The sequence below is a fragment of the Haloferax sp. KTX1 genome, from assembly GCF_902410085.1.
GTDB lineage: Archaea > Halobacteriota > Halobacteria > Halobacteriales > Haloferacaceae > Haloferax > Haloferax massiliensis.
Map to the genome: position 1 here is coordinate 525,457 of NZ_CABPRH010000001.1, position 22,207 is coordinate 547,663.

23 protein-coding genes and 3 tRNA genes are annotated in these 22,207 nt (G+C 65.9%); 10 read left to right on the plus strand and 16 right to left on the minus strand.

Annotation, left to right across the window (positions count from 1 at the left end; translation table 11 throughout):
* Positions 1-5: 5 nt before the first annotated feature.
* Positions 6-1,148 (plus strand): acyl-CoA dehydrogenase, encoded by a 1,143-nt coding sequence (locus tag FY251_RS02695; protein ID WP_148413338.1) that lies wholly within the window; start codon positions 6-8, stop codon positions 1,146-1,148.
* A 3-nt stretch (positions 1,149-1,151) separates the two neighbouring features.
* Here FY251_RS02695 and FY251_RS02700 read toward each other — a convergent pair whose 3' ends face one another.
* Entirely contained in the window at positions 1,152-1,502 is a 351-nt protein-coding gene (locus FY251_RS02700; RefSeq protein WP_148413339.1) for a DNA-binding protein, read from the minus strand.
* Positions 1,503-1,622: 120 nt separating this feature from the next.
* Between FY251_RS02700 and FY251_RS02705 the strand changes: the two genes are divergently transcribed.
* Entirely contained in the window at positions 1,623-1,898 is a 276-nt protein-coding gene (locus FY251_RS02705) for a hypothetical protein (RefSeq protein WP_007273463.1), read from the plus strand.
* 29 nt (positions 1,899-1,927) lie between these two features.
* Here the strand turns inward: FY251_RS02705 and FY251_RS02710 are convergent, their stop codons facing one another.
* Positions 1,928-2,599 carry a protein sorting system archaetidylserine synthase gene (locus tag FY251_RS02710; RefSeq protein WP_148413340.1) on the minus strand — a complete coding sequence of 224 codons (672 nt, stop codon included), beginning with the start codon at positions 2,597-2,599 and terminating at the stop codon, positions 1,928-1,930.
* Between the two features lie 165 nt (positions 2,600-2,764).
* On the opposite strand from FY251_RS02710, the gene FY251_RS02715 reads away from it, so the two are divergent.
* Positions 2,765-3,211 (plus strand): plastocyanin/azurin family copper-binding protein, encoded by a 447-nt coding sequence (locus FY251_RS02715; RefSeq protein WP_148413341.1) that lies wholly within the window; start codon positions 2,765-2,767, stop codon positions 3,209-3,211.
* Positions 3,212-3,331: 120 nt separating this feature from the next.
* On the opposite strand, the gene FY251_RS02720 is transcribed toward FY251_RS02715, so the two are convergent.
* From FY251_RS02720 to FY251_RS02735, 4 genes are read right to left on the minus strand one after another with little or no spacing between them, the layout of a single operon-like run.
* A complete protein-coding gene (locus tag FY251_RS02720) occupies positions 3,332-3,997 on the minus strand; it encodes a 30S ribosomal protein S3ae (RefSeq protein WP_089778398.1) in 666 nt (221 codons plus the stop codon).
* Positions 3,990-4,232 carry a KEOPS complex subunit Pcc1 gene (locus tag FY251_RS02725; protein WP_148413342.1) on the minus strand — a complete coding sequence of 81 codons (243 nt, stop codon included), beginning with the start codon at positions 4,230-4,232 and terminating at the stop codon, positions 3,990-3,992. Before FY251_RS02725 ends, FY251_RS02720 begins: the two co-directional genes overlap by 8 nt.
* The gene (locus tag FY251_RS02730) at positions 4,229-5,341 is read right to left on the minus strand and encodes an exonuclease (protein ID WP_148413343.1); all 1,113 of its coding nucleotides are present in this window, start codon (positions 5,339-5,341) and stop codon (positions 4,229-4,231) included. Before FY251_RS02730 ends, FY251_RS02725 begins: the two co-directional genes overlap by 4 nt.
* A gap of 4 nt (positions 5,342-5,345) precedes the next feature.
* The gene (locus FY251_RS02735) at positions 5,346-5,813 is read right to left on the minus strand and encodes a 30S ribosomal protein S15 (RefSeq protein WP_042666676.1); all 468 of its coding nucleotides are present in this window, start codon (positions 5,811-5,813) and stop codon (positions 5,346-5,348) included.
* Positions 5,814-6,046: 233 nt separating this feature from the next.
* Here FY251_RS02735 and FY251_RS02740 point away from each other — a divergent pair.
* Positions 6,047-6,118: transfer RNA gene (locus tag FY251_RS02740), tRNA-Ala, on the plus strand.
* 152 nt (positions 6,119-6,270) lie between these two features.
* Here the strand turns inward: FY251_RS02740 and FY251_RS02745 are convergent.
* Complete coding sequence (locus FY251_RS02745) at positions 6,271-6,489, minus strand: hypothetical protein (protein ID WP_042666675.1); 219 nt, start codon at positions 6,487-6,489, stop codon at positions 6,271-6,273.
* A 158-nt stretch (positions 6,490-6,647) separates the two neighbouring features.
* Here FY251_RS02745 and FY251_RS02750 point away from each other — a divergent pair, with 158 nt between their 5' ends.
* The 4 genes from FY251_RS02750 to FY251_RS02765 all read left to right on the plus strand — a co-directional run bounded on the left by FY251_RS02750 (position 6,648) and on the right by FY251_RS02765 (position 10,923).
* Positions 6,648-7,382, plus strand: a complete 735-nt coding sequence (locus FY251_RS02750) for a hypothetical protein (protein ID WP_148413344.1) — start codon at positions 6,648-6,650, stop codon at positions 7,380-7,382.
* Between the two features lie 115 nt (positions 7,383-7,497).
* Positions 7,498-7,569 (plus strand) — tRNA-Ala (locus tag FY251_RS02755).
* Between the two features lie 163 nt (positions 7,570-7,732).
* The gene (locus tag FY251_RS02760) at positions 7,733-8,869 is read left to right on the plus strand and encodes a phospholipase D family protein (protein WP_148413345.1); all 1,137 of its coding nucleotides are present in this window, start codon (positions 7,733-7,735) and stop codon (positions 8,867-8,869) included.
* A 539-nt stretch (positions 8,870-9,408) separates the two neighbouring features.
* Positions 9,409-10,923: a hypothetical protein gene (locus FY251_RS02765; RefSeq protein ID WP_148413346.1), complete on the plus strand. Its 1,515-nt coding sequence runs from the start codon at positions 9,409-9,411 to the stop codon at positions 10,921-10,923.
* 56 nt (positions 10,924-10,979) lie between these two features.
* Here the strand turns inward: FY251_RS02765 and FY251_RS02770 are convergent, their stop codons facing one another.
* The 9 genes from FY251_RS02770 to tatAt form a co-directional block, all read right to left on the minus strand.
* Positions 10,980-11,750, minus strand: coding sequence for a hypothetical protein (locus FY251_RS02770; RefSeq protein ID WP_148413347.1), 771 nt, complete (start codon positions 11,748-11,750; stop codon positions 10,980-10,982).
* Positions 11,747-12,259 carry a hypothetical protein gene (locus FY251_RS02775; protein WP_148413348.1) on the minus strand — a complete coding sequence of 171 codons (513 nt, stop codon included), beginning with the start codon at positions 12,257-12,259 and terminating at the stop codon, positions 11,747-11,749. Before FY251_RS02775 ends, FY251_RS02770 begins: the two co-directional genes overlap by 4 nt.
* Entirely contained in the window at positions 12,256-13,272 is a 1,017-nt protein-coding gene (locus FY251_RS02780) for a hypothetical protein (protein ID WP_148413349.1), read from the minus strand. The genes FY251_RS02775 and FY251_RS02780 overlap by 4 nt, the downstream gene beginning before the upstream one ends.
* The gene (locus tag FY251_RS02785) at positions 13,260-13,895 is read right to left on the minus strand and encodes a hypothetical protein (RefSeq protein WP_148413350.1); all 636 of its coding nucleotides are present in this window, start codon (positions 13,893-13,895) and stop codon (positions 13,260-13,262) included. Before FY251_RS02785 ends, FY251_RS02780 begins: the two co-directional genes overlap by 13 nt.
* Complete coding sequence (locus FY251_RS02790; RefSeq protein WP_148413351.1) at positions 13,889-14,383, minus strand: hypothetical protein; 495 nt, start codon at positions 14,381-14,383, stop codon at positions 13,889-13,891. The genes FY251_RS02785 and FY251_RS02790 overlap by 7 nt, the downstream gene beginning before the upstream one ends.
* Complete coding sequence (locus FY251_RS02795) at positions 14,380-16,422, minus strand: type II secretion system F family protein (RefSeq protein WP_148413352.1); 2,043 nt, start codon at positions 16,420-16,422, stop codon at positions 14,380-14,382. Before FY251_RS02795 ends, FY251_RS02790 begins: the two co-directional genes overlap by 4 nt.
* Positions 16,423-19,677: a type II/IV secretion system ATPase subunit gene (locus FY251_RS02800; protein WP_148413353.1), complete on the minus strand. Its 3,255-nt coding sequence runs from the start codon at positions 19,675-19,677 to the stop codon at positions 16,423-16,425.
* Positions 19,678-20,133: 456 nt separating this feature from the next.
* A tRNA-Arg gene (locus tag FY251_RS02805) sits at positions 20,134-20,206 on the minus strand.
* A 78-nt stretch (positions 20,207-20,284) separates the two neighbouring features.
* The gene (gene tatAt, locus FY251_RS02810; RefSeq protein ID WP_089778378.1) at positions 20,285-20,560 is read right to left on the minus strand and encodes a Sec-independent protein translocase protein TatAt; all 276 of its coding nucleotides are present in this window, start codon (positions 20,558-20,560) and stop codon (positions 20,285-20,287) included.
* A 260-nt stretch (positions 20,561-20,820) separates the two neighbouring features.
* On the opposite strand from tatAt, the gene FY251_RS02815 reads away from it, so the two are divergent.
* Both FY251_RS02815 and FY251_RS02820 read left to right on the plus strand, forming a co-directional pair.
* Positions 20,821-21,321 carry a redoxin domain-containing protein gene (locus FY251_RS02815; RefSeq protein ID WP_148413354.1) on the plus strand — a complete coding sequence of 167 codons (501 nt, stop codon included), beginning with the start codon at positions 20,821-20,823 and terminating at the stop codon, positions 21,319-21,321.
* A gap of 70 nt (positions 21,322-21,391) precedes the next feature.
* On the plus strand, positions 21,392-22,204 hold the full coding sequence (locus FY251_RS02820) for an HD domain-containing protein (protein ID WP_148413355.1): 813 nt from the start codon (positions 21,392-21,394) through the stop codon (positions 22,202-22,204).
* Positions 22,205-22,207 lie beyond the last annotated feature (3 nt).

Genomic DNA, 22,207 nt, shown 5'->3' on the forward strand with positions numbered 1-22,207 from the left:
CACGTATGGACTTCGCGCTCACTGCGGAGCAAAAGCAGATCAAGGAGATGGTCTCGGAGTTCGTCGACGAGGAGGTCAAGCCTCGCGCGGCGGAGATAGACGAGACCGACGAGTTCCCCGCCGACCTCGTGCGCGAGATGGGCGAACTCGGCTTGATGGGTATGCCCTTCCCCGAGGAGTACGGCGGTGCCGGCCTCGACTACCACTCCTACGCCATCGGCCTCGAAGAGATTTCCCGCGGCTCCGGCGGCCTCGGCACCATCGTCGCCGCCCACACGAGCCTCGCCGGCAACATGCTCTACGAGTTCGGAAACGAGGAGCAAAAGCGGACGTACCTGACGCCGCTCAACGAGGGAACCGACATCGGCGCGTTCGCGCTCTCCGAACCCGGCGCGGGAAGCGACGTGCCGGCCATGGAGACGACGGCGAAGAAAGACGGCGACGAGTACGTCGTCGACGGCGGCAAGCTCTGGATTTCGAACGGTTCCGTCGCCGACACGGTCGTCCTGTTCGCCAAGACCGACCCCGACGCGGGCAACAGGGGCATCTCGTCGTTCGTCGTTCGGCCCGACGATGACGACGGCTTCATCGTGGAAGGCACGGAGCACAAACTCGGCGACAAGGGCTGTCCGACCGCCGAACTCCGCTTCGACGAGATGCGCATCCCCGAAGACCGGCTTCTCGGCGACGAGGGCGACGGCTTCGTGCAGGCGCTGAAGACGCTCAACGGCGGCCGCATCACCATCGCGGCGCGCTCTATCGGCATCGCCCGCGCCGCCCTCGACGACGCCGTGAAGTACGCCGGCGAGCGCGAGCAGTTCGACCAGCCCATCGGCGACTTCCAGGCAATCAAGCACAAACTGGCCGACATGGACACGAAAGTACAGGCCGCGACGCTCCTCATGCACAAGGCCGCGGACCTGAAGATGCGCGACGAGACGTTCGTCAAAGAGGCCGCGCAGGCGAAGCTCTACGCCAGCGAGATCAGCCGCGAGGTGGCCAACGAGGGCATCCAGATTCACGGCGGCTACGGCTACACGAAAGACTTCGCCGCCGAGCGCTACTACCGCGACGCGAAGCTCAACGAGATCTACGAGGGGACGAGCGAGATTCTCCGCAACACCGTCGGCGACTGGCTCCAGAAGTAACCGTCAGTCGACGACCGGGCCGCCAGCGTCGGCCGCGCCCGCTGCGTCGCCCACCTCGTCCGCGTCGGCCGTCCGTCGCTCGCCGCTTTCGACCCGCGCCGCGAGCCATTCGTAGTACGATTCGACCCGGCCCGCCCCCGCGTCGGTGAGGGCGTACACGTCGTAGATGCCTTCCGTCCGGCGTTCGAGGTGTCCCGACTCCACGAGCGCGTCGAGCGTCCCGTAGAACGACTGGGGGTCGATTCGGAGGTCGTAGTAGCGTTCCAATCGGGTCTTCAGCTTCTGTCCGCGGAGTTCGCCCGCGTCGTAGAGGACGGCACACAGGTCCCGGCGGCGGCCGCTCTGAAACCACATACCTCCTCCTCGGCGGAGGGACACACGTCACTTTCGTTCCGCGGTCCGCCGCTCGCCCGGTCCCGTCTCCCGCCCGCCGGAACCGGTAGTTTAGACAGGCCGTGCTCCCTAGCGGCTCGCATGACCGACGCAACCGCCGAGGCGAACGGCGTCACCGCCCGCTACTACGTCACCGACTCCGAGCGCGTCCTCGAATTCGACCGCGACGGGCGGACCGCCGCCGTCGCCCAGAACGTCGACGGCTACGCGATGCTGAAGGTCCGCCCCACCGTCGACGGCGACGAACTCGAACGCTACTACGGGTTCGACATGGCGCTCGACCACGCCGCGGAGCTCCTCGGCGTCTCGCCGCACGACCTGCCGGTCCCGGAGGACGCGGCGGACATGGGGATGTGACCGAGGCACGTTCCGTTCCGACGCCCCGGTCACCCCCAGTAGAACCGCGGCCCGAGAAACAGGTAGCCGAGCGCCAAGAACAGCAGGCCGAACGAAAACCCCTCCCCGACCGTCCCGGAGCAGACGATTGCGAGGCCCTGCACCGCGCCCATGACGAGCGCGTCCTGCGCGTGGAGGTCCGGGTAACACAGGTCAGAGAGCATGAGCGCGGCCATAATCGCCGAGAGGCCGACGAGCAACATCGGCTCGACGAAGCCGACGAGCACGCCCGCGGAGAGAATCGTCGCCGCGAGCGTCGTCGGCACCCCGATCGTCTCGTCGGACCCGCTGTCGTAGGCGGTGTACAGCGCCAGTCTGACGACCGCGGCCGCGACGAACAGCGCGGCGACGCCGACGCCGACGACGACCCGGACACGGTCGAAGCCCCACATCTCGCGGACGACGGCGACGACGAGCAGGGCCGGCGCGACGCCGAAGGAGGCCACGTCCGCGAGGGAGTCGAGGTACGGCCCGGCGTCGGTCCCGCCGTAGCGTCGGGCGACGACGCCGTCGAGACCGTCGGCCATCGCGGCGAGCAGGATGACCTTGGCGGCGAGGTGCACGTCGACCGCGGTTAACACCGCCGCGACGAAGCCCAGCGCCGCGTTCCCGGCGGTGACCACGTCGGCGGGGCCCAACCGACCGACGAATCGGGGTCTCATACCGATGCGATTGCGCACCTGCCCTTTCCCTCTTACGTTCCGTCCGTCGGCGGGCGACTTCGCGTCGCTGCCGCTCGAATCGGTGGTCAACGGCGCGTTCCGGCCGTTCGGCGGTTCGGCGGGCGAACCATGCGACATTTATCGGTCGCGTCCCGAGAGGCGACCATGCGAGACCACGGGTCTTCGGACGACGGTCGGACGCGGCGTCAGTTCCTCGCGGCGGCCGGCGCGGCCGCGACGACCGGCCTCGCGGGCTGTGCGACCTTGACCGCGTCGGGCGACGACTTCGACATCGGGATGACCGCGGTCGCGTTCGACCCGCCGACGCTGACCGTCGAGGTCGGCGACGAGGTCGTCTGGCGGAACACGAGTTCCCGCGGCCACACCGTCACCGCCTACGAGGGCACCCTTCCCGAGGGAGCCGCGTTCTTCGCCAGCGGCGGCTACGAGACCGAACAGGCCGCCCGCGACGCCTACTCCAACTCGCTCGGCGGGCTCATCGGGAGCGGCGAGACGTACACCCGCACCTTCGACGCGCCCGGCGAGTACGAGTACCTCTGTATCCCCCACGAGCAGGCCGGCATGGTCGGCACCATCGTCGTCGAGGAGTAAGCTCGGTGCGCAGTGTCTGCTCCGGGATTTAACACCTGACCGGAGAGCGACGTCACTCCCGCTCGGAGCGCAGTCGGCGAAAAAGTCGAACTTCGAAGTCGAGCCGTCGGCGAGACGGGCTTACGCTTCGGTCGCTTCGTCCTCGTCGACGTCGACTGCGACGTCGTCTTCGTCGACGCTGACGGCGGCTTCCTCCTCGGCCTCGACCTCTTCGGGGTGGGCTTCGAGGGAGAACTTCTTGACCTCGACGCGGCGCAGGGGGTAGATGACCTTCGCGTCGCCGTAGATGGCCGACGAGAGGCGACCCTCGACGACGCTCTCGGTGAGCGCGTCGTACGTGTGGCCCGTGATGGCCTCGCGGGTGAGCTCCGTCATGATGCGACGGATCTCGTGTTCCTGGCTGCGGTCTGCCTTCTTCGTGGTAAAGGCGACGGGCTGGACCTGGACGCGGTAGTCGTCCTTGGTGATGGCCGTGACGTTGGCCTCGATTTTGGACGCGCCGCGGCGGACGAGGCTACGGAGGTAGTCTCGGGTGAGCTCCTGCTGGATGAACTCGGTGTAGGCGGCGTCGCTGCCCACGTCGGTAATCTTGAACGTGAGCTTGACGTTGTTCGCGCCCTGGTCGTCGTTGAGGTCGCCGAGGGTGGACTCGACGGTGCGACCGTTGATCTTCTCGGGTTCGTCCGCGAAGGTCGAACCGAGTTCCTTACGGTCGAAATTCTCGGGAGCGATGACGGTGTACCATCGCTTTCCGCGCTTCTGCTTGGAGACGGATCGTTCACTCATGGTTAGTGTCTGTGTGCGTTCGTGTGGCTTCGATGACGGTCTCGGCGACCGTCACGTTGACGACGTAGTCATCGACCGTGGCGTGCAGGCCGCCGGTCGAATCGCGTTCGATTGTGGTGACGAGTTCGTCCCCCTCGACTCGGGTGCGCATCGACTCCGTGTTGTCCGGGACGAGCGCGCCGGCGACGATGCCGGGGTCGTCGTGGGTCGTCCGCAGGGTCGCACGCCGACTCATCGGCGCACCTCCCTGACGGCCGCGACGACGTCGCTCGGCTCCGCCGCGGAGTCGAACGTCATCGTCGCCTCCGACGGCGACCCGGTCGCCGAGGCGTCCGGCAGGTCGCTCGCGGCCGCGGCGAGGTCCTCGTCGAGTCCGGCGGGGCCGGTCGAGACGAGAGCCGCGGCACCGACGCCGACCGCGAGAACGGTCGGCTCGGGCGAGCGGAAGTCGCGGGCGAGCCTCGCCGCCGTGGCGAGTCGCCCCGGCGACGACAGGTCACAGGAGAGCGCGTAGAGGCGCTCGTAGCGCCCCGTCGTCGCCTCGCGGAGCGCGCCGTGGGTCGCCTTCGCGTGGTCGCGCCACGCGTCGAGCGCGGCGTCTCGAACGTCGTGTCCGAGCGCCAGCGCGACGGCGGTCCCGGGCGACTCCCGGACGGTCGCGTCGAGCACGTCGGCGAAGCCGCCGACGGTTTCGAACGGTCCGTTCGGGGTCGTCTCCGCGCGCAAGACGCGCTCGACGGCGGTCGCCGCGCGAGCGGTCGCCTCGCCGGTCGTCGCCTCGATGGCGACGAGGGAGGCGACGCGCCTGCGAGCGTCCGCATCGAGTTCGGCCGGGAGCGACAGTTCGGCGAGCGTCGCCTGTGCGCGCTCCCTGTCGGCCGAAAACGACGCGTGGACGAGCGTCGAATGCGCCAGCCCGTCGGCGAGGTCGCCCGTCGGGACGGCCACGCCGGGTCCGGCTTCGACGCCCGCGTCGGCCGCGAGTTCGGTGTCGTCGTCCGGCGTCTCGCCGGCGGCGTGGAGGCCGGCCAGCGCGACCGCCGGGTCGGGGTCGACACCGAGTTCGCGGACGACCGAGACGGCGTCGGTCGGGTCGAGTTCGAGGTCCGCACCGTCGTCCGACAGCCCGACGACCGCCACAACGTCGTCGTTTGCGACAGTGTCCGGAGCGTCGGTCGCGCGGATGCGGAAGGGGACGTCGAGTGTCCTGAGCGCCCGTCCGACGACACCCGCGGCTGCGACGGCGGCACCGCTCCCGTGGACGCGGAGACGAACGAACGTCGCCTCGCGCAGGGTCGCGGCGGCGTCGGCGGCGGGTGTCTGTTCGGCGGGGCTCACGGACATTCAGTTACTCTTCGAGGAGTTCGACAGCGACGTCGTAGCTGTAGGTGAAGTCGTCGTCGAGCTTGTCGCCGCGGTAGTACGAGACGAGGCGGCGAATCTTCGACTCCGTGTTCTGGAGCGCGCGACGGTTGGACTTGTCCTGCTGGTTCTCCTCCATGTGCTCGCGGAGGCGGATAGCGCGCTCCATGAGGTTGCGGAGGTCCTCGGGGAGGTCGCCTGCGGCGTCGTTCTCCTCAAGGATGGCGGTGACCTTCTTGCCCGTGGCGAGCTTGACGTCGGGGACGGGAACGCCCTTGACGCCTTCGTCGCGCAGGGACAGGCCGATCTGGCTCGGGTCCTTGCCCTGTTCTGCAAGTTCGACGACGCGGGCTTCGATGTCAGCCGCGTCGACGTCGCTCCACTCCGGTGCTTCGTCTGCCACCGGCTTGTCCGAGCTGGACGAGCCACGGCGGCGGGTGTGCATTCGTGCCATTGTTGCGGGTTGGAACCGCACTGACCGCAGAAACGAGTACCCCGCAGTCGTATCACCGACTGCCGGGGCACTACCGCAATCCCAAGCCCAAACGGGCGAAGTCAGATTTGCGGCCGTGCTGGATTCCCATTAGGTTATCCACGCGCGCCGGGTTAAACCGTTTCGACTCGCCCCCGCCTTGACCCGGCCGGAATCGAAGGGCTTCTAAACGGGCGACGGCTATCGGAGGATGCGGGCTCGTAGATCAGGGGTAGATCACTCCCTTGGCATGGGAGAGGCCCCGGGTTCAAATCCCGGCGAGTCCACTCACTTCCTTTCGGTCACTTCGTTCCCTTCAGTCGTTCGTGGACTCGCCGACGTCCCGCTCGCTGCGCTCGCGGGACTCCCGGCGAGTCCATTTCTGAACGAAGTGAAGAAATGGCGAGCCGATGCTACGGCTCGATGTTTCGGCGCGAACTCACGCCTCGTCTTCGTCTTCGAACACGCTCATGTCCTTCGCCGCGAGGTCGGTCACGTGCCGGACGATTTCGGGGTCGACCTGCGCGACGTCCTCGCCGTCGTGGACCTGTTCGTTGTGCCGCTCGATGGCGTCCGCGACCTCCGAGAGCGGAACGCGAGTGGTCGTGTCGCAGGCCTCACACACCACCGGAACTTCGGGAGCGTCGTCGTCGGTCATACCGAGTCGTTCCGCCAGCGACGGAAAAAACGAGTCGGTTCGTCGCCGAGGGCGTCGAATCTGCGGCATCCTCCGTCGCTTCGCTGCCCGTCCTCGCCGTCGTGGTGCGAACTAGCCATTCGTCCCACGGGCCGACACCCGCTTGGGTACCCGGCGTGGTGGCCGTTTTCGAGACAATCACGCACTATCTCATCTCTTCCGAGATAGTCTGCCATTCATGTCTATTATCAAACAATAGTTATGGTGTTTGTGGGCATACCTTCACGTCTATGTTGATACGAACGGACGGTCACCGAGCGAGACGACTGATTCTCGTAGCGCTCGTCTCGGTACTCGTCGTGGGGAGTGCCGGGTGCGTCGGGGACGGCGAGGGGTTCGGTACTGAGACGAACGCGACGACAGAGGCGCAAGTGACAGCGCCGCCGACGGACGAACAGACCCCAACCGCGGAGGCGACTGACGCGCCGCCCGAGACTGAAACGGCCGGCGGCGGCGAAGGCGGCGCTGACGGTGATTCCGGCGGGGAGGAATCGAACACCCAGACGTTACTCCTGTTGGGTGCCCTCGCCGTGTTCACCGTCGGCTTCGTCGTCGCAGGCGTTCTCAGGGGGCGCAACAAGTCGCCGTCGCCGGTGTCGGCGTCCTCGTCCACGACTCCGACCGCGACAACGACCGAGGCTCGCTCCGACGCCGAGCGAGTCGTCTCGCTCCTCCACAAGAATAACGGACGAATGTTCGAAGATGTGCTGGGAGAAACACTCGACTGGTCACCGACACACGCCCGCCGCGTCGTCGACGGATTGGTCGCCACCGGCGACGTGGAACGCCGCGCGACCGACGGTGGGACGTTGGTCGTCTTCTCCGACCCGACCCGAGCGGCTGACGAGGAGTAAGCGTACCGCCGAATCGGGACACCGATGCCGACCGACGCCCACGCGACCGCCCCGCGGCCGTCGAACGATTCGAAGCCCTTATTTATTCGACCGGGGAATGAATGATTGCGTTTGAGGGCTCGTAGATCAGGGGTAGATCACTCCCTTGGCATGGGAGAGGCCCCGGGTTCAAATCCCGGCGAGTTCATTCTCCGAACGCCGCTGTGTCCACTTGGCGGAGAACTGTGGCCCTTTGTCGATATTGCCGAGCGCAACCGTTAGCGGAAGAGATTATGAGCGCGTGCAGACCACATTACGCCGAAGTCATTCTACCTGTGGCTTTTTGTCTGATTACCAACTAATCTCAGGGTATGGCTCAACTGATATATCATCCGAAGGGGAGTTACGACCGAGGGGAATCTCCGTTCGACAAGGCCATTCGAGAGACTGCCAACTCAGACACCGTATGGTTGGTGTGTCCGTATATTAGCCCAAGCTATCTGAGAACTATCCTTTCTGACACAGGCGAGTGGAGAATTATCACCGATGTAGAAGCGTGGGTAGGGACATTTGGAGGCAGTTCCCGGCAGGAAATACAAGAACTCGTAGAAGCGAATCAAGAGCGAATTCACCATTTTCCGGATGTTCACGCCAAAGTGATACTCTCTGATAGCTCTGCTGTCGTCGGGTCTGCAAATCTGACGGAGAAAGGCGTGACTGGGCGGACTGAGATGGGCATCCAATTTGAGGATCAGAATGTGATTGAAGAGTTGCAAGATTGGTTTCTTCGCCTTTGGTCTGAAAGTTCCGCGGTCAACATTGACGAACTTCAAAAATATCTCCACTCTCTATCTGCACTGCCGACGACACGCTTGAGAACTACAGCCTCGGTCTCGTCTGACGCGCCGAGAGTCAATGCCAGCTTTGTAATGGACGAGTCCCAATCAGTAGGGCCTGAGCCGGATGATGATGATGCACGAGAGGCGCTGGTGAATATCCTTGAGTTGGCACCGAGTCAAGAGTGGGCAGAATCTTTCTTCGACCTGCTTGCCGACGTGATTTTCACTTGGGAACTCGAAAACGAAGACTCACGCTTGGTAACTTCCATTACCCGGGGAGACCGCATCGCGGTGTCTATTAACAACCGATACGTGTTAGGCGCGTTTCCGGCGAATGAGCCCGCGGCAGGTTTCATCATCGAGGATGACACGGAGAACGTAGAGAAACTCATTGAGACAGCTGACGAGTATATGGCCTTCAAGACACTCTCCGGAGAAAGTGCAGACAAAACTCCACATTGGGTCGAGTATAGTGGCTACCCCAAGCGAATGCTGGACCGGTCATTTCGCCGTGGTTGGATGAATGCAATCTCTGATGAATTAGATCGGGCGTCCGGTTCGCCATATCAGAAGTACCACGAACCGCTAGTGTATCGGATGGCAGTCGATGAGATATATCGTAAGCAGATATTGGAAGAGACATACAACAAGAGTGATTCATTGGGTTAGTCAGACACAACTCAAAGGATCAAATAAGCACTCTATCGGATTGGCATGCCACGTGGTCAAGTGACTCTTCTAAAGTATCTGTACGAGACAGGCCAACCTCTGCGGAGGAGTTGGTTGTCGAGATTTGTGGGAGTGACGTGGATATTTGTACTAGTATTCTCAGCCCGCTATCAAAGAGAATCAACACACCCTCAGTTTGCTCTCAGCGGTTGTGTGGGGATACTACTGCCAGCAAGAACGGACGTTACACTACGGCTCAGAGCCTTTGAGTTTCCATTTCCAGTAGTTAGTCCTCAAAAGCCTCAATGTGGTCGGTGAGTTACGGTGAGTGAGTCTGTACTCTGCCTTTGGTTTGAGAGCACCGATCAGATCTCCGATTTGCTAATTTCCCCGTCCGGGTTCTGCCGCCAACGAACCCGGCCTCGCCTCCTCCAAGACCACCTTAATAGCATTCGTGAACACGCCTCTCGAACGATTCTACTTACCTGACTGTCAGGTACCCCGCGAGGTTTTCACCCCGCATCTCCTTCAGTCAGGTAATGAGCGGTCGCCCCCGAGTCCCACTGGTCTATCGCGTCGTCAGAGACCGGACGGCGCAGACCTCGCCGATCGCGGTGGTACTCCTGTTAGCAATCACGGTCGCGGGAACGACCGCCGTCGTCGCCCTCGGCGGCGTCGCCCTCGACGAGACGAAACAGGCGTCCCAACTGACGCGCGCCGAGCACTCGATGACGCTTTTCGACTCGCGGGTCGCCATCTCCGCGCTCGGCGAGGGCGAAACGCAGTACGTCGACCTCAGCGGCACCGGCGGCGGTGCCTACGTCGTCGACGACGACAGCGGCTGGCTGAGCATCACGCACAAGAACTACACCGACGCCGGCGACGACCAAGAGCTCTACAACGAATCGCTCGGGAGCGTCGAGTACCGCAACGGCGACGCCCGCATCGCCTACGAGGGCGGCGGCGTCTGGCGCACGCAGGACGGCGGGACGACGATGGTCTCGCCGCCGGAGTTCCACTACCGCGGTGCGACGCTGACGCTTCCGGTCGTCCGCGTCGCCGGCGACGGGTCGTCGTCGGGCGACGTCTCCGCGAGGGTCGCGGCGACCGAACGCGCCCATCGCATCTATCCGAACGAGACGGCGTACTACGACGAGCTACCGACGGCCAGCTACGACAACCCGGTCAGTAACGGGACAATCGTCGTGACGGTCCACAGCGACCACTACCGCGGCTGGGCGTCGTTCTTCGAGTCGCGGAGCGAGGGCACCGTGACGGTCGACGACGCCAACCGAACCGCGAGCGTGAAACTGGAGACGCTCGGCCTCGTCGGCGAGTTCCAGATGCCGAACGAGGGCACCTCGGTCGACGTGCGCGGGATGGCCGGGAACCACAACGTCTCGACGTTCACCCTCACGCTCTCGAACGACCAGCACCTCCAGAACATGGAGTGGGGGATGTACTACGACGGCGACCAGCGCGACCTCGAACTCCACGTGCAGGCCGACGACAAGTGTAGCGGCGATAGCTACGACGGCACGTTCGACCTGACGCTGTACTACGCGACCGAAGACGGCAGATACCACGGGTGGCAGGCCACCGACCTCGACCCGGACACGAGCGACGCGGTGAGTATCGACTGCTCGCTGAGCAACCCCGAACTCACCGTCGACTTCACGAGTTCGGAGACGATGACCTACGGCGACATCCAGTCGGACAAGGGCTTCGGCAACCAGAACAAGTGGCAGTTCGCCCCCGAAATCGTCGACGGCGAGGCCTACGACAGCGTCACCTTCGACGAGCACGCCGCGGACAGCGGCCGAACGTTCTCGAAGGCCGCAGGCGACACCGCCTCGATGGAGTTCGTCGTCAACCACTACTTCTCGCTGGCCGCGCCGCAGTTCGAACTGACCGTCACGGACGGGCCGGGCAACAGCCAGAGCGTCGACGAGTCCGGGTCGCGCGGCGAACTCGACTACGACCAGGCCGAGGGCGGCCAGTTCATCACCTTCCTGCACGTCACGGAAAACGAGGTCGAAGTCGACGTCGAGTGAGCGGGTCCGCCCGCCCGACCGCCGACCCGACGGTCACGGTCGGTGCCGGTTTCTGCTCAGTCGGCGAACGTCATGTCGACCGACGTCGAGACGACGTGGACGCGCGCCGTCCCGTTCACGTGACACGAGACGCTCGGGTAGGCGTCCGGCGGCTCGACCACGTCGCCGCAGGTCACGTCGGGGCGGCCCGATAGCTCCCGTTCCCAGAGCGCCGCACGGGGGGAGCGAACGGTCAAGTTCACGTCGTACGGCCCGTCGGTCCGCGCGGCCAACACGTCGCTGGCGGCCTTGTCGGCGCGGATGAGGAACGTCCCCGACCCGCCGACGGAGGTCGTCGCCTCCTCGTCGGGCCGCGTCACGAACGCCGGAACCAACACCCGCTCGTCGGTGAGCACCAGCGACGGCCGGCGGACGAACGTCCCGCTGTCGCCGCGGGTCCGAAAGAGCGCGTCGAACGCGTAGACGACTCGCTCGTCGCTGGAATCGCTCTCGTAGACGACCGGAGAGACCTCGTAGGTGTTGGTGAAGTTGACCGACGGGTCCCCCGACCGCTCTCCGGAGACGACGAACTCGACGGGGCGACCGAGCGTCAGGCTGGCGTCCTGGAGTTTCACCTCGGTCGCCCGACTCGGCGCGCCGCGGTTCGCGATGTCCTCCATGTTGTCGCCGAGGATGTCCAGCGCGCGCTCGGCGTTGTTGACGCGCTCGACGTCGCGGGCGTCTTGGAGGCCGGTCATCCCGACGGCCGTGACGAGGCCGACCATCGAGAGGACGATGGCGAAGACGAACACGAACCCGAGCGTGTCGCTCACGGCGCGGTCGCTCATGACACCACCTCCAGCGTCCCCGATGCCGAGTCGTAGGTGATGGTCACGTCGCCGCCGTCGAGTCTGCTCGCGGCCAGCGAGGTCTCGGTCTTGACCGGTACGCGGACCGCCACCTCGGGGTCGGTCGAGGTGAGCACGAGTTCGTTCGACGCCGACAGCACCTCGATGGTGTAGGTCGTGCCGGCGACCCTCGGCGGCAGTCGAACCGTCGCCTCGACCCGCGACTCGCCGGGGGCGGCCCCGACTCGGTCGACCGACTCGATGCCGGCCGCGAGCCGGTTTCCGACCACGTCGAGTTCCGTCTCCGTCACCCGCTCGCGCTCGTCGGAGACGAACCCGCCGGCGGCGACCAACAGCCCCGAGATGAGGACGACCGTGATGGTGAGTGTGAGCACGTAGCCGAGCGCCGTCGAGACGGCGCGGTCGGTCGAGCGGGACCGAGAGCGGCTCGCGCGCTCCTCGCACCGACCGCGGCCACCCCGGTCGGTCGGGGACGTCGGCGGCGTCACGCAATCTCACCCGGCGCGACCCGAAGCTCTCGGTAGACGTACGTCTCGCCCGACTCGTAGACGTACGAGACGGTGACGGCGTACAGCGCCTCCTGTGCGACCGGCGACGACCCGCTTCCGGCGGACGCGTACTTCGTCGCGTCGAAGACCGTGGCGTTCGTCTCGTCTACGTACAGTTCGTAGGAGCCCTCGGCGGCCCCCGCGTTCCGGTACGAGACGGTGGCCGCGCCGTCGAGGTCGGTGTGGACCGCGTCGAGCGGGTCGCAAGCGGTCCCGTTGAGCCGGCCGTCGGCGAGGTCAACCGTGACGTAGTCGCCGGCATCGGCCGCGACGCTACAGGTCGTCCGGGTCCCGCCGGCGTCCTCGACGGCCACGAAGACGCGCCCCTGCGTCGTATTTTGGTAGATTTCGGTCTCGACGGCGTCGGTCCCGTCGTCGACGACGAGTTCGAACGCCGACCCGCTACTCGTTGCGAGCGAGTCGCGCGAGACGTTGAACCGAACGCCGCGGACGCCGACGTCGCTCGCGAGGGTCCAGTCGGTCGTCTCGTTCCTGTCCGTGAAGTTCCGCGCCGCGTCGGTCTGGGAGATTCGCGTGCCTCGGACGCGGTCGACGTGCGAGGCGTCCGTCGCGGCCCCTCTGACCGCGGCGAGCGTCGCGGCCGCGTCGCTCCAGTTGCCGAACGCCTCGCCGAACGAGTCGTTGAGTTCGCCGTACGTTCCGCCCTCGCGATTGGTCTCGTCGAGGAGCGCCCCCGCGCCGTCCTCGACCGCGCCGCCGTGGGTGACCGCCCCGTCGAGGTTCGTGTCGGTCGTGCGCGTGGCGAGGTTCTCCGTGTAAATCGCGGTGTTGAGCGTCAGCGCGAGGCCGACGAGGAGCACCGCGATTGCGAGCGCGGCGACGAGCATCAGCTGGCCGCGGTCGTCGCCGCCGAGAACCCTCGCCCCGCCCGGCGCTCCCGCCTCACCAACCGCGTCGCCCGCGCGCTCGAACGCGTCGGTCACATCCGCCATACGACCACCTCCACGTCGACGACGCCGTACAGCGGCCCCGCGCTCCCGTCCTGCACGAAGTACTCCTCGTCGGCCGCGGCGTCGACCGAACCGAGCGTCTTCCGCGTTTCGACCGCGCGGGGGTCGCCGCCCGGCGAGGTGCCCGGTTCGGTCAGCGCGTCGTCGTCCGTGAGCGTCACGAGCCGGGTCCGCGAGACGGCGTGGTCGCTCGGCTCGCCCATGTACACGAGGCGGGTCGTCCGTCTGACCTCCCGGTCGCGCAGGTAGTGCAGGTAGACGTTGAACGCGATGCCGCGGTCCAAGAAGGACTCGTCGAGCATCGCCCCGAAGGCGGTCGGCGGCCCGCCGTCGACGTAGTAGCCGCGCGCGTCGATGCCGTAGAAACTCCCGTTTTCGGGGTGCGTGAACAGGGCCGTTCGCTTCAGCGCGCCGGTCTCGGCTGCCGCCGTCAGGACGCCGTCGGCGACGGCGGCCTGCTGGTTCTCGATGTGCTGGCTCGACGTGCTCGCGGTCAGGGGCGTCACCGCGGTCACCTGCAACGCGAACGTGACGCTGGCGAGGAGCACCATCGCGGCGACGAGCGCTTCGAGCGCGTGGGCCTGCGCGCGCGACACGGTCACCACACCCTCACCGCGAGTTCGTGGAGGTCGCCGTCGAGGAGAACGGCCCGCCGCGCGGTGACGACGCTCCGCGTGGTCGGAACCGACTCGCCGGTCGTCTCGACGACGCTCCCGCCCCGCGAGAGCGTGACGTTGACCCCGTAGGACGCACCGATACCGGTCGCGTCGGTGGGGTCGGCGCTCCCGTAGTCGCAGCCGCCGGGGGGGTCCCCGTCGAAGAACGCCTCGGTGCAGGCCGCGTCGAGCACGTCGGGGTTCTCATCGTCGACGAGCAGGCGCTGGGTGAGCGAGTCGGCGGCGCGGTTGGCGACCAGCGGGCGGTCCTGTTCGGCCTCGAAGGGGTCGAGAATCTGCGGGATGGTGCCGACGACCCACGCGACCGCGAGGAGGAAGATGCCGACGCCGACGGCGAAGTCGATGGTCGTCTGGGCGCGGGCGCTCCGGCCGCCCGTCTCGCGGCGACCGTCGCCGCGGCGGCGGGGCCGAGTCATCCGACCACCATCCACACCGCGAGCGAGAGCGTCTGGAGGATGACGACGAACTTGACCCCCGAGAGGAGGTCCGCGTTGCGGATGTAGCCGCTGATGAATCCCGACAGCATCGCCTGAATGGTGACGCCGTGGAAGAACAGAAGCGACAGCAGGTCGGGGTCGATGCCGCCGCCGAAGCTCGGGCCCCCGGTCGTCGCGCCGCCCGAACTCGACGCCTGCGACGAGAGCCCGGCCATCACGTCGAGGAACTGCGTCTTCAGGATGGCCATCACCGCGAGCAGCGTCACGTACGTCATGAGGATGATGGCGACCTGCATCCGGGTCCGCGAGATGCGCTCGCGCTCGATGTCGTCTTGGTTCTCGGAGGCCTGCGCCGCAGTCGTCAGCACCTCGGTAATCTGGCTCGACGCCTCCTGGGCCTTCGTGATGAGCTTGACCGTCCGGGCGAGCCGCGGGATGTGGTACTTGTTGTTGAACTCGACGAGCGCCTCCTTGAGGCTCATCCCGTAGTGGACCTTCGCGTGCATCACCTCGAACTCGTCGGCGAGCTTCCCCGAGGAGGTGTCGGAGACGGTTTTGACCGATTCGAGGAGCGTCTGACCGGTGTCGTTCGCGCTCGACAGCTTGCGGAGGTTGTCGGAGAGCTTTCCGGTGATGGCCGCCCGCGAGTGGACGTTCCACTCGTGGAAGACGGTCAGCGGCACCGCGACGAGGTAGACCGGAACGTAAAACCAGATGAACGTCCCCCAGACGGGGTTCGCTATCATCCCGTCCCACGTCGTCGGAGCGGCCCCGCCGACGACGGCGACGGCGAGGAGCGCGAGCGCCGCGGGCACCGTCAGCGCGAGGGTGAAAAGCGGATGCTGTTTGAAAAACAGGTGCGGCCGGCGCAGGAGCTCTTTCGTCTTGAACGTCCCCTCGCGGGACTTGATGCGCGAAAAGAGGCTGAACTCGCCGACGTAGCTCTCGATGAGCCCCATGTGGACGAGGCCCTCGCGCTGTTGGCCCTGCAGGCGGTCGCTCTCGTCGTCGGGGCTGAGGAAGCCGTCGCCGATTTCGTCCTGTTTGACCGTCGAGACGAGCACGAGGAAGCCGACCCCGGTCAGCGGGATGAGCCCGTAGACGGTCGCGTACAGCAGACTCGACTGGGCCTCGCCGAGCATGCTCATGATGACGAGGATGATGATGAGAAGCAGCGGGAACAGCGACAGCGTCATGTACATCTCGCCGAACAGCTCCATCGTCTCAAGCGTCTGTTCCTGCTGTTGTTTCGCGGTCCGGAGGTGCTTGTCCTTCTTGTCGTCGAGGAAGCCCTGCATGTCGCCGCCGGAGTTGACGATAGAGAGCATGTCCGTCAGGAACTGCGAGAGCTCGTCGGAGGGGGTCAAAATCGCCTGCTGGCGGATGGCGTTGCGGTAGTCGGTGCCGAAGTACTCCGTCTCCTGAACGATGCTCTGGAACTCCCGGGAGACCTCGCCGTAGGTGTCTTCGGCGCGGGCCATCGCCTCCAGTATCTCCAGTTGGTTCAGTCCGCCTACGGAGAGGGCGTACATGAACGAGACGGAGTCCGTCAGGAGCATGTTTATCTCGCGCTTGCGGGCGGACGCCGTCGAGTACGGGATAGCGACGAGCGTCCCGAACCCGCCGGCGAAACCGAGGGACCCGAAGACGAGCCCGGAGATGACGACGGCCGCGGGCATCGCGAGCGACCGGAGCGTGGCCGCCGTGGCCTCGCTCCCGACCGGAATGCCGAGGCTCAGTGAGTCGGCCGAGACGAGTCCGAGCGCGAAGACGCCGTAGCCGACGACCATCCCGACGAGCCACAGCACGAGGCCGACGAGGACGCCGACCGCGAGCGCCCGCGAGAGATAGAGTTCGACGGTGTCGGGCATCCGGGCCTGCTGGAGCTTCTCTTCGACGTCGGCGACGAACTCGCCGTCCGTGTCGAAGATGAACTGAAACAGCGGGTAGAAGGCGTCGCCGAGGGTGTCGGTGCTGCGGTCGAGCCCGCCCGAGCCGTTCGAATCGAGGTTGCTCATCTACTCCCCCTCACCGGAGTCCGAACCGCGCGCGTCCGCGTCGTCGGCGTCCGGCGGGTCGTCGGCCTCGGCCGCCTCGAAGCCGCCCCACGTCTCGTCTCCGCGGTCGCCCTCGGCGTCTGAGTCCGCTTCGTGGTCTCCGTGACCGCCCGGGTTCGCCTCGTCGTCCGGGTCGGCGGCCGACCCCGACGCCGAACCCGACCCCCCGTCGATACCGAACGCGCCGAAGAAGTCGTCGAGGTCGGCGTCGTCGTTGGGGTCGGACAACGAGGGGGCGTCGTCGAACCCGAACGGCCCGTCGTCGTCTCCGAAGCCGTCCGGTTCGTCGTCCGCGTCGCGCCCCGCTTCCAGCGCCGGCGTCTCGTCCTCGCCGTCGAGCGAGGAGGGGCCGCGGTCGCCCTCGATTTCGGGGGTCTCGTCGCCCGCGTCCAGTTCGGACCGGTCGCGTCCCTCGTCGAGTTCGGGGTCGCGGCTCGACGTTTCGAGCGAGTCGAGTTCGTCCCGCTCGCCGGGCGTCGCCTCCACGTCCGGTTCGTCGCGCATGTGGTTGAGCGCATCCGCGACCTCGCCGACGTCGCGCCCCCGGTAGTCGGGGAACAGCTCGTCTTCGGCTCGACGGAGGATGTCCTGCGCCAGCCTTCGGACGTGTTCGGGCGGGTCTGGCCGGGGGACCATCGCCTCGCTCTCGGGGTCGATGTTGATGTGTACCGACTCCATCTCCCGGAGGTCTTCGAGGCTCCGTTCGAGGTCGTCGGTCGCCATCAGCCCGAGGATGGTGTCCTGGTCGTTGATGAACGCCTGAAACGTCGCCGCGACCTGCGTGTAGGTGTTGAGCCCGCGGTCGATGAGGTACGCGAGAATGACCTGCCGCTTGAAAACCTCCAGTTCGAGCGTCTCGTGATTCCAGCCGCGGTCGAACTTGATGTCTTCGAGCGTGTTCGACGAGCCCATCTGGAGGAACTCGTCGGTCTCGGCCTGCCACTGGTAGACGTCCTGAACGTTGATTTCGTCGTTCTCCGGGTCGTAGTGGTTGATTTCGGTGAGCGACTTGTTCCGGCGCACCTTGTTGCCGCCGACCCGCGTCGAGGTCTGGATGGACACGAGGTCGAGGGCGGTGAACATCGTCTTCGAGACGTTGATGGGCGCGGTCGTAAACCGCTTGAGCACCTCGCCGACCGAGTCGGCGTGGAACGTCGTGTACGTGGTGTGACCGGTGGACATGACCTGAAACAGCGTCCGCCCCTCCTCGCCGCGAATCTCGCCCATCACGATGTAGTCGGGGCGCTGGCGGAGCGCGGCTTCGAGCAGGTCGAACTCGTCGACGTCGCCTTTGTCGTCGTCCGCGAACGACGGGCGGGTGACGGAGGCAATCCAGTTGCGCTGGGGGAGTTCGACCTCGCGGGTGTCCTCGATGGAGACGATTTTCGTGTTCGACGGGATGAAAAGCGAGACGGCGTTGAGCGAGGTGGTCTTCCCCGAGGCGGTGCCGCCCGCGAAGATGAGGCTCTTGTCGTTTTCGATGCAGAGCCAGAGGAACGCCATCTCCTCCAGCGAGAACGTCGACCAGTTGATGAGGTCGATGGGCGTGAAGGGGACGTCCTTGAACTGGCGGATGGTGTAGTTCGTCCCGTGGTCCGACACCTCGCGGCCGAGGGTGAGCTGCGCGCGCGACCCGTCGGGGAGCGTCGCGTCGACCTGCGGGCGGCGCTTCGAGATGCCCTTCCCGGAGCGCTGGGCGAGTTTCACGACGAAGTCGTCGAGTTCGCCCTCGCCGTGGTAGACGTTCGAGATGATCTGCTCGTAGTCGGAGTGGTAGACGAACACCGGCGAGTTGTAGCCGTCGCAGGAGATGTCCTCGACGTTGATGTCGTGTTTGATGCCGTCGATGCGCTCGTAGCCGATGAAGTCGCGGCGGAGGTAGTACTGGAGCTTCCGCACCTGGTAGTCGTTCAGTTCGTTGGGGTCGTCGGCGAGGACCGCCGGTTCGGGCCGGACGGCGATGCCGTCGATGCCGCCGAGCGGCTCGCCCTCGTCGGCGTCGCGTGACCGACCGCCGAAGACGGAACCCAGCCCCAGACGGGTCCCGAGTCCGCCGAACCGCCCGGCGGGCGCGGCGGTCGTCGATGTGGCGGCCGCCGAGTCGCTTCCCCCGCCGAAGAGGCCGCCCAGCCCGAGTCGAGACGCGAGGCCCGAAGAGGCAGCCGACGCCCCGTCAGCGGCCGAACCGTCGTCGCTTTCGCCGGCCGCGGACGCCGGCGGGTCGTAGAGGTCGTACCGGGAGAGCAGTTCGTAGGTCTCGGCTTCGATGACCCGTCCGCGGTTGTCGCGGCCGCCCTCGACGACGCTCTCGTCGCCGTACTTGATGGCGGTTCGGAGCTTGTTCGTCAGGAAGTCCGTCAGGTCGTCTTCGATGCGGTTCAGGTACGGTTCGATGACGTAGTACTTCTTCTCGTTTTCCTTGACGGAGTGGAAGATGATGACGAACGCGTAGGGCTTGTTCACCCAGTAGCGCTCGACTTCGCGGAAGTGCGACTTCTTCTCCATCGGGACGGCCTTTTCGAGGTCGTAGCGGTTCGCAAGCGTGGTCGTGCCGTCGACGCTGGAGAAGAACGCGTCCTCGTCGAACTCGGGGTCCACGTCGACCGTGCGCTCGTCGACGACCGCGTCGAGTTCCTTGCCGCGCTGTCCGGCCCGCGCCAGCGCGTTCTCGATGTGGTCGGGGTCGAAGCCCAGCGCCTCCTCGCCGTCGAAGGGGACGATTTCCCCCGCCGAATCCCGCGGGCGGGAGCCGTCGTCCTCGTAGTAGTACTCGCGCTTGTAGTGTTCCCACAGCCACACGTCCTTGACGACGGGCGTGGTCTCGGGGTCGCAGAAGGCTTCGAACTGCCCGTAGATATCTCTCGCGTGCGCGCCACGCTCGCCGACGACGTCCGCCACGTCGACCGGGTGACAGTCGAGGTACTCCTCGGGGTCGAGGTCGACGCGGTCCCAGTCGGTCCGGGTCGGCGTCGCGCCCGGTCGTTCGTCGTCTTCCCACCGGGAGGTTCCGTGCGCGTCGCGTTTCGTCCGCGGGTCGTTGCCGTAGAGCGCTTCCACGTCGTCGTCGCTTCCGTACTCGTCGAGAAAATCGGCCCACGTGTACGACCCGACGCGCGCGTTCGACGCCTGCTCCGGAGCGGTGTCGCTCTCCTCGGGTGACGTTACATCACCCGTTAACGCCTTTTGATCCCCTCCGTCGGCGTCGTCGGTTGCCATTGTGACGGGGTATTCGGGCCGATTGAAAAGTCTTTTTCTCAATTAACTCACAATTTAAGGCCTGTTTAAGTTCCATTTTTATATGCCTTTATAGTCGAGCGCCGCACGTCCGCTGCACATCTGGCCGATAAATCAGCGCTTAACCGCCGCACGAGCCGAGCGCACGACGGAGTGACCACACCCGTCGGCACCGTGGCTCGCCGGGCGGTGCGACGCGGTTGAGAGCGGTTGGCAGAGTCGTCTCGTTTGTGGGTGACTCGTGGGGTTACCCGCAGACGAAGGGCGCGGCGGGATTGAGCGAACGCAGAGCGTTTGCGATGTCCGTCGCGGTCGCTGAGCGACCGAAGTGAGCGAAGCGGGCGCGACGGGATTCGAACCTCGGTCGCTCGCTACGCTCGCTCTCTGATTCGAATCCCGCACGGGCCGCTCTTGGTCTCACTGCGTTCGACACAAGAGCGGGCGTGGCGGGATTCGAACCCGCGATCGAGAGGTTAGGAACCTCTCGCCCTGTCCGCTAGGCCACACGCCCCACGGCGCTATCTCTCAGGACCGGCCAAAAATCGCGTGGTTCGCACTGGGCGGACAGAGGAGAGAGAGTGAGCTGCGATTAGTTCGACGACTCGGTCGAAACCGATTCGGTCGAAACCGACTCGGCCGGACTCTCGTCGGTCGCGTCGTCTTCGTCGTCGTCGCCCGTCACGTCCTGCAGTTCGTCTTCGATCTCCTCGCGGCCGCGCTGGAACTCGCCGATGGCCTGCCCGGAGGACCGTGCGAGCTTCGGAATCTTGTTCGCGCCGAACAGCAGGACGACGATGAGCAGCACGACGAGCAGCTCGGGTCCGCCCGGGAGTCCCGGGAACAGTGGGGTGATGGTCTCGAACATCTCTATTTCTGCGTTACCTAGTGGCAATTATAGGCTTTTTGCCTTCTACGGGTTCTGGAAAGACGGAATATCGGCGCGTCGTAACCCTCGTATCGGCCGAATCGACGCGTCTCGGCCGACAGCTCCTACGAAAAGCTTGTGGCCGGCGTGTCGAGCGCAGTCGGCCGGCCGCCGCGTTGGCGACCAACGGGTCCGCCGTCGGCGACGCCTGAATTTCCGCCGACGGTGAAATAATGTGGGCGGAGTCGAATGGCACCCGTATGGTATCAGTCGGCGACGCCGCCCCGGATTTCACCGCACCGCTCACCGACATCGACGGCGACATCGAGTCGTTCACGCTCTCGGAGAACCTCGACGACGCGCCGCTCGTCCTCGCGTTCTTCCCCGCGGCCTTCACCGGCACGTGCACCACCGAGATGTGCACGTTCCGCGACCAGATGGCCAACTTCGAGGACGTCGGCGCGACGGTGTACGGCATCAGCATCGACACGCCGTTCACGCTGACGGAGTTCGCCGAGCAGAACGGCCTCAACTTCGGCCTCATCAGCGACACGAACCGCGAACTCGTCGACGCCTACGACGTGGCGATGGACTTCGCGAGCCTCGGCGTCAACCGCGTGGCGAAGCGCGCGGTGTTCGTCGTGGACGGCGACGGCGAGGTCACCTACGCGTGGGTCAGCGACGACCCCGGCGTCGAACCCGACTACGAGGCGGTCGAGGCCGCCGCCGGGAAGCTCGAAGAGCCGAGCGAGGCCGCGTAACTCGGCCCGCCGCGCGACGCGGTCGCACGCGCCCCAGTTCTTTTTTCACCGCGCGACGACCATCTGTGGCATGAACGATACCGAAGACACGCTGAACGGCGGCCGCGTCTACGACCCGGAGGCCGACCACGCCTTCCCCGACGAGAAGCTCAACGAGGTGCTTCCCGCGCTCCTCGACGACGAGGAGGTGACGACGCTCCTCGAAGCCCAGAACGTGAACGCGGTGACGCGCAAGGGCTACAACGACCACGGTCCGAAGCACATCGAAATCGTTCTCAACCGCGCGCTCCGGCTGTACGACCTGCTCAAGGCCGGCGGCTGCGAGTTCAACGGTGCGGCCGAACAGGGGCTCGACGAGACCGACGAGGCGGTCATCATCGCTCTCGCGGCGCAGCTTCACGACATCGGTCACATCGTCCACCGCGACAACCACGCCTACTACTCGATTCCGCTGGCGGCGGACGTGCTCGACCGTTTTCTCCCCGAGTTCTACGACCTCGCCGACGCGGTCCGCATCAAAGCGGAGGTCCTCCACGCCATCCTCTGTCACCACCGCGAGGAGGACCCGCTCACGCTCGAAGCCGGCGTCATCCGCGTCGCCGACGCGCTCGACATGGAGCGCGGCCGGTCGCGCATCCCCTACGAGAAGGGCGGTCGCGGCATCAACACGCTCTCCAGCCGCGCCATCAAGGACGTCGTCCTCAAGCCCGGCGACGAGTCGGCGGTCCTCGTCGAAATAGAGATGGTCAACGCCGCGGGCGTCTATCAGGTCGACAACCTCCTGAAGGCGAAACTCGACGGCTCGGGCCTCGAAGACCACGTCCGCATCGTCGCGGTCAACACGAAGTCCGACGACAGGCTCGTCGAGCGCATCGAACTCTAAGCG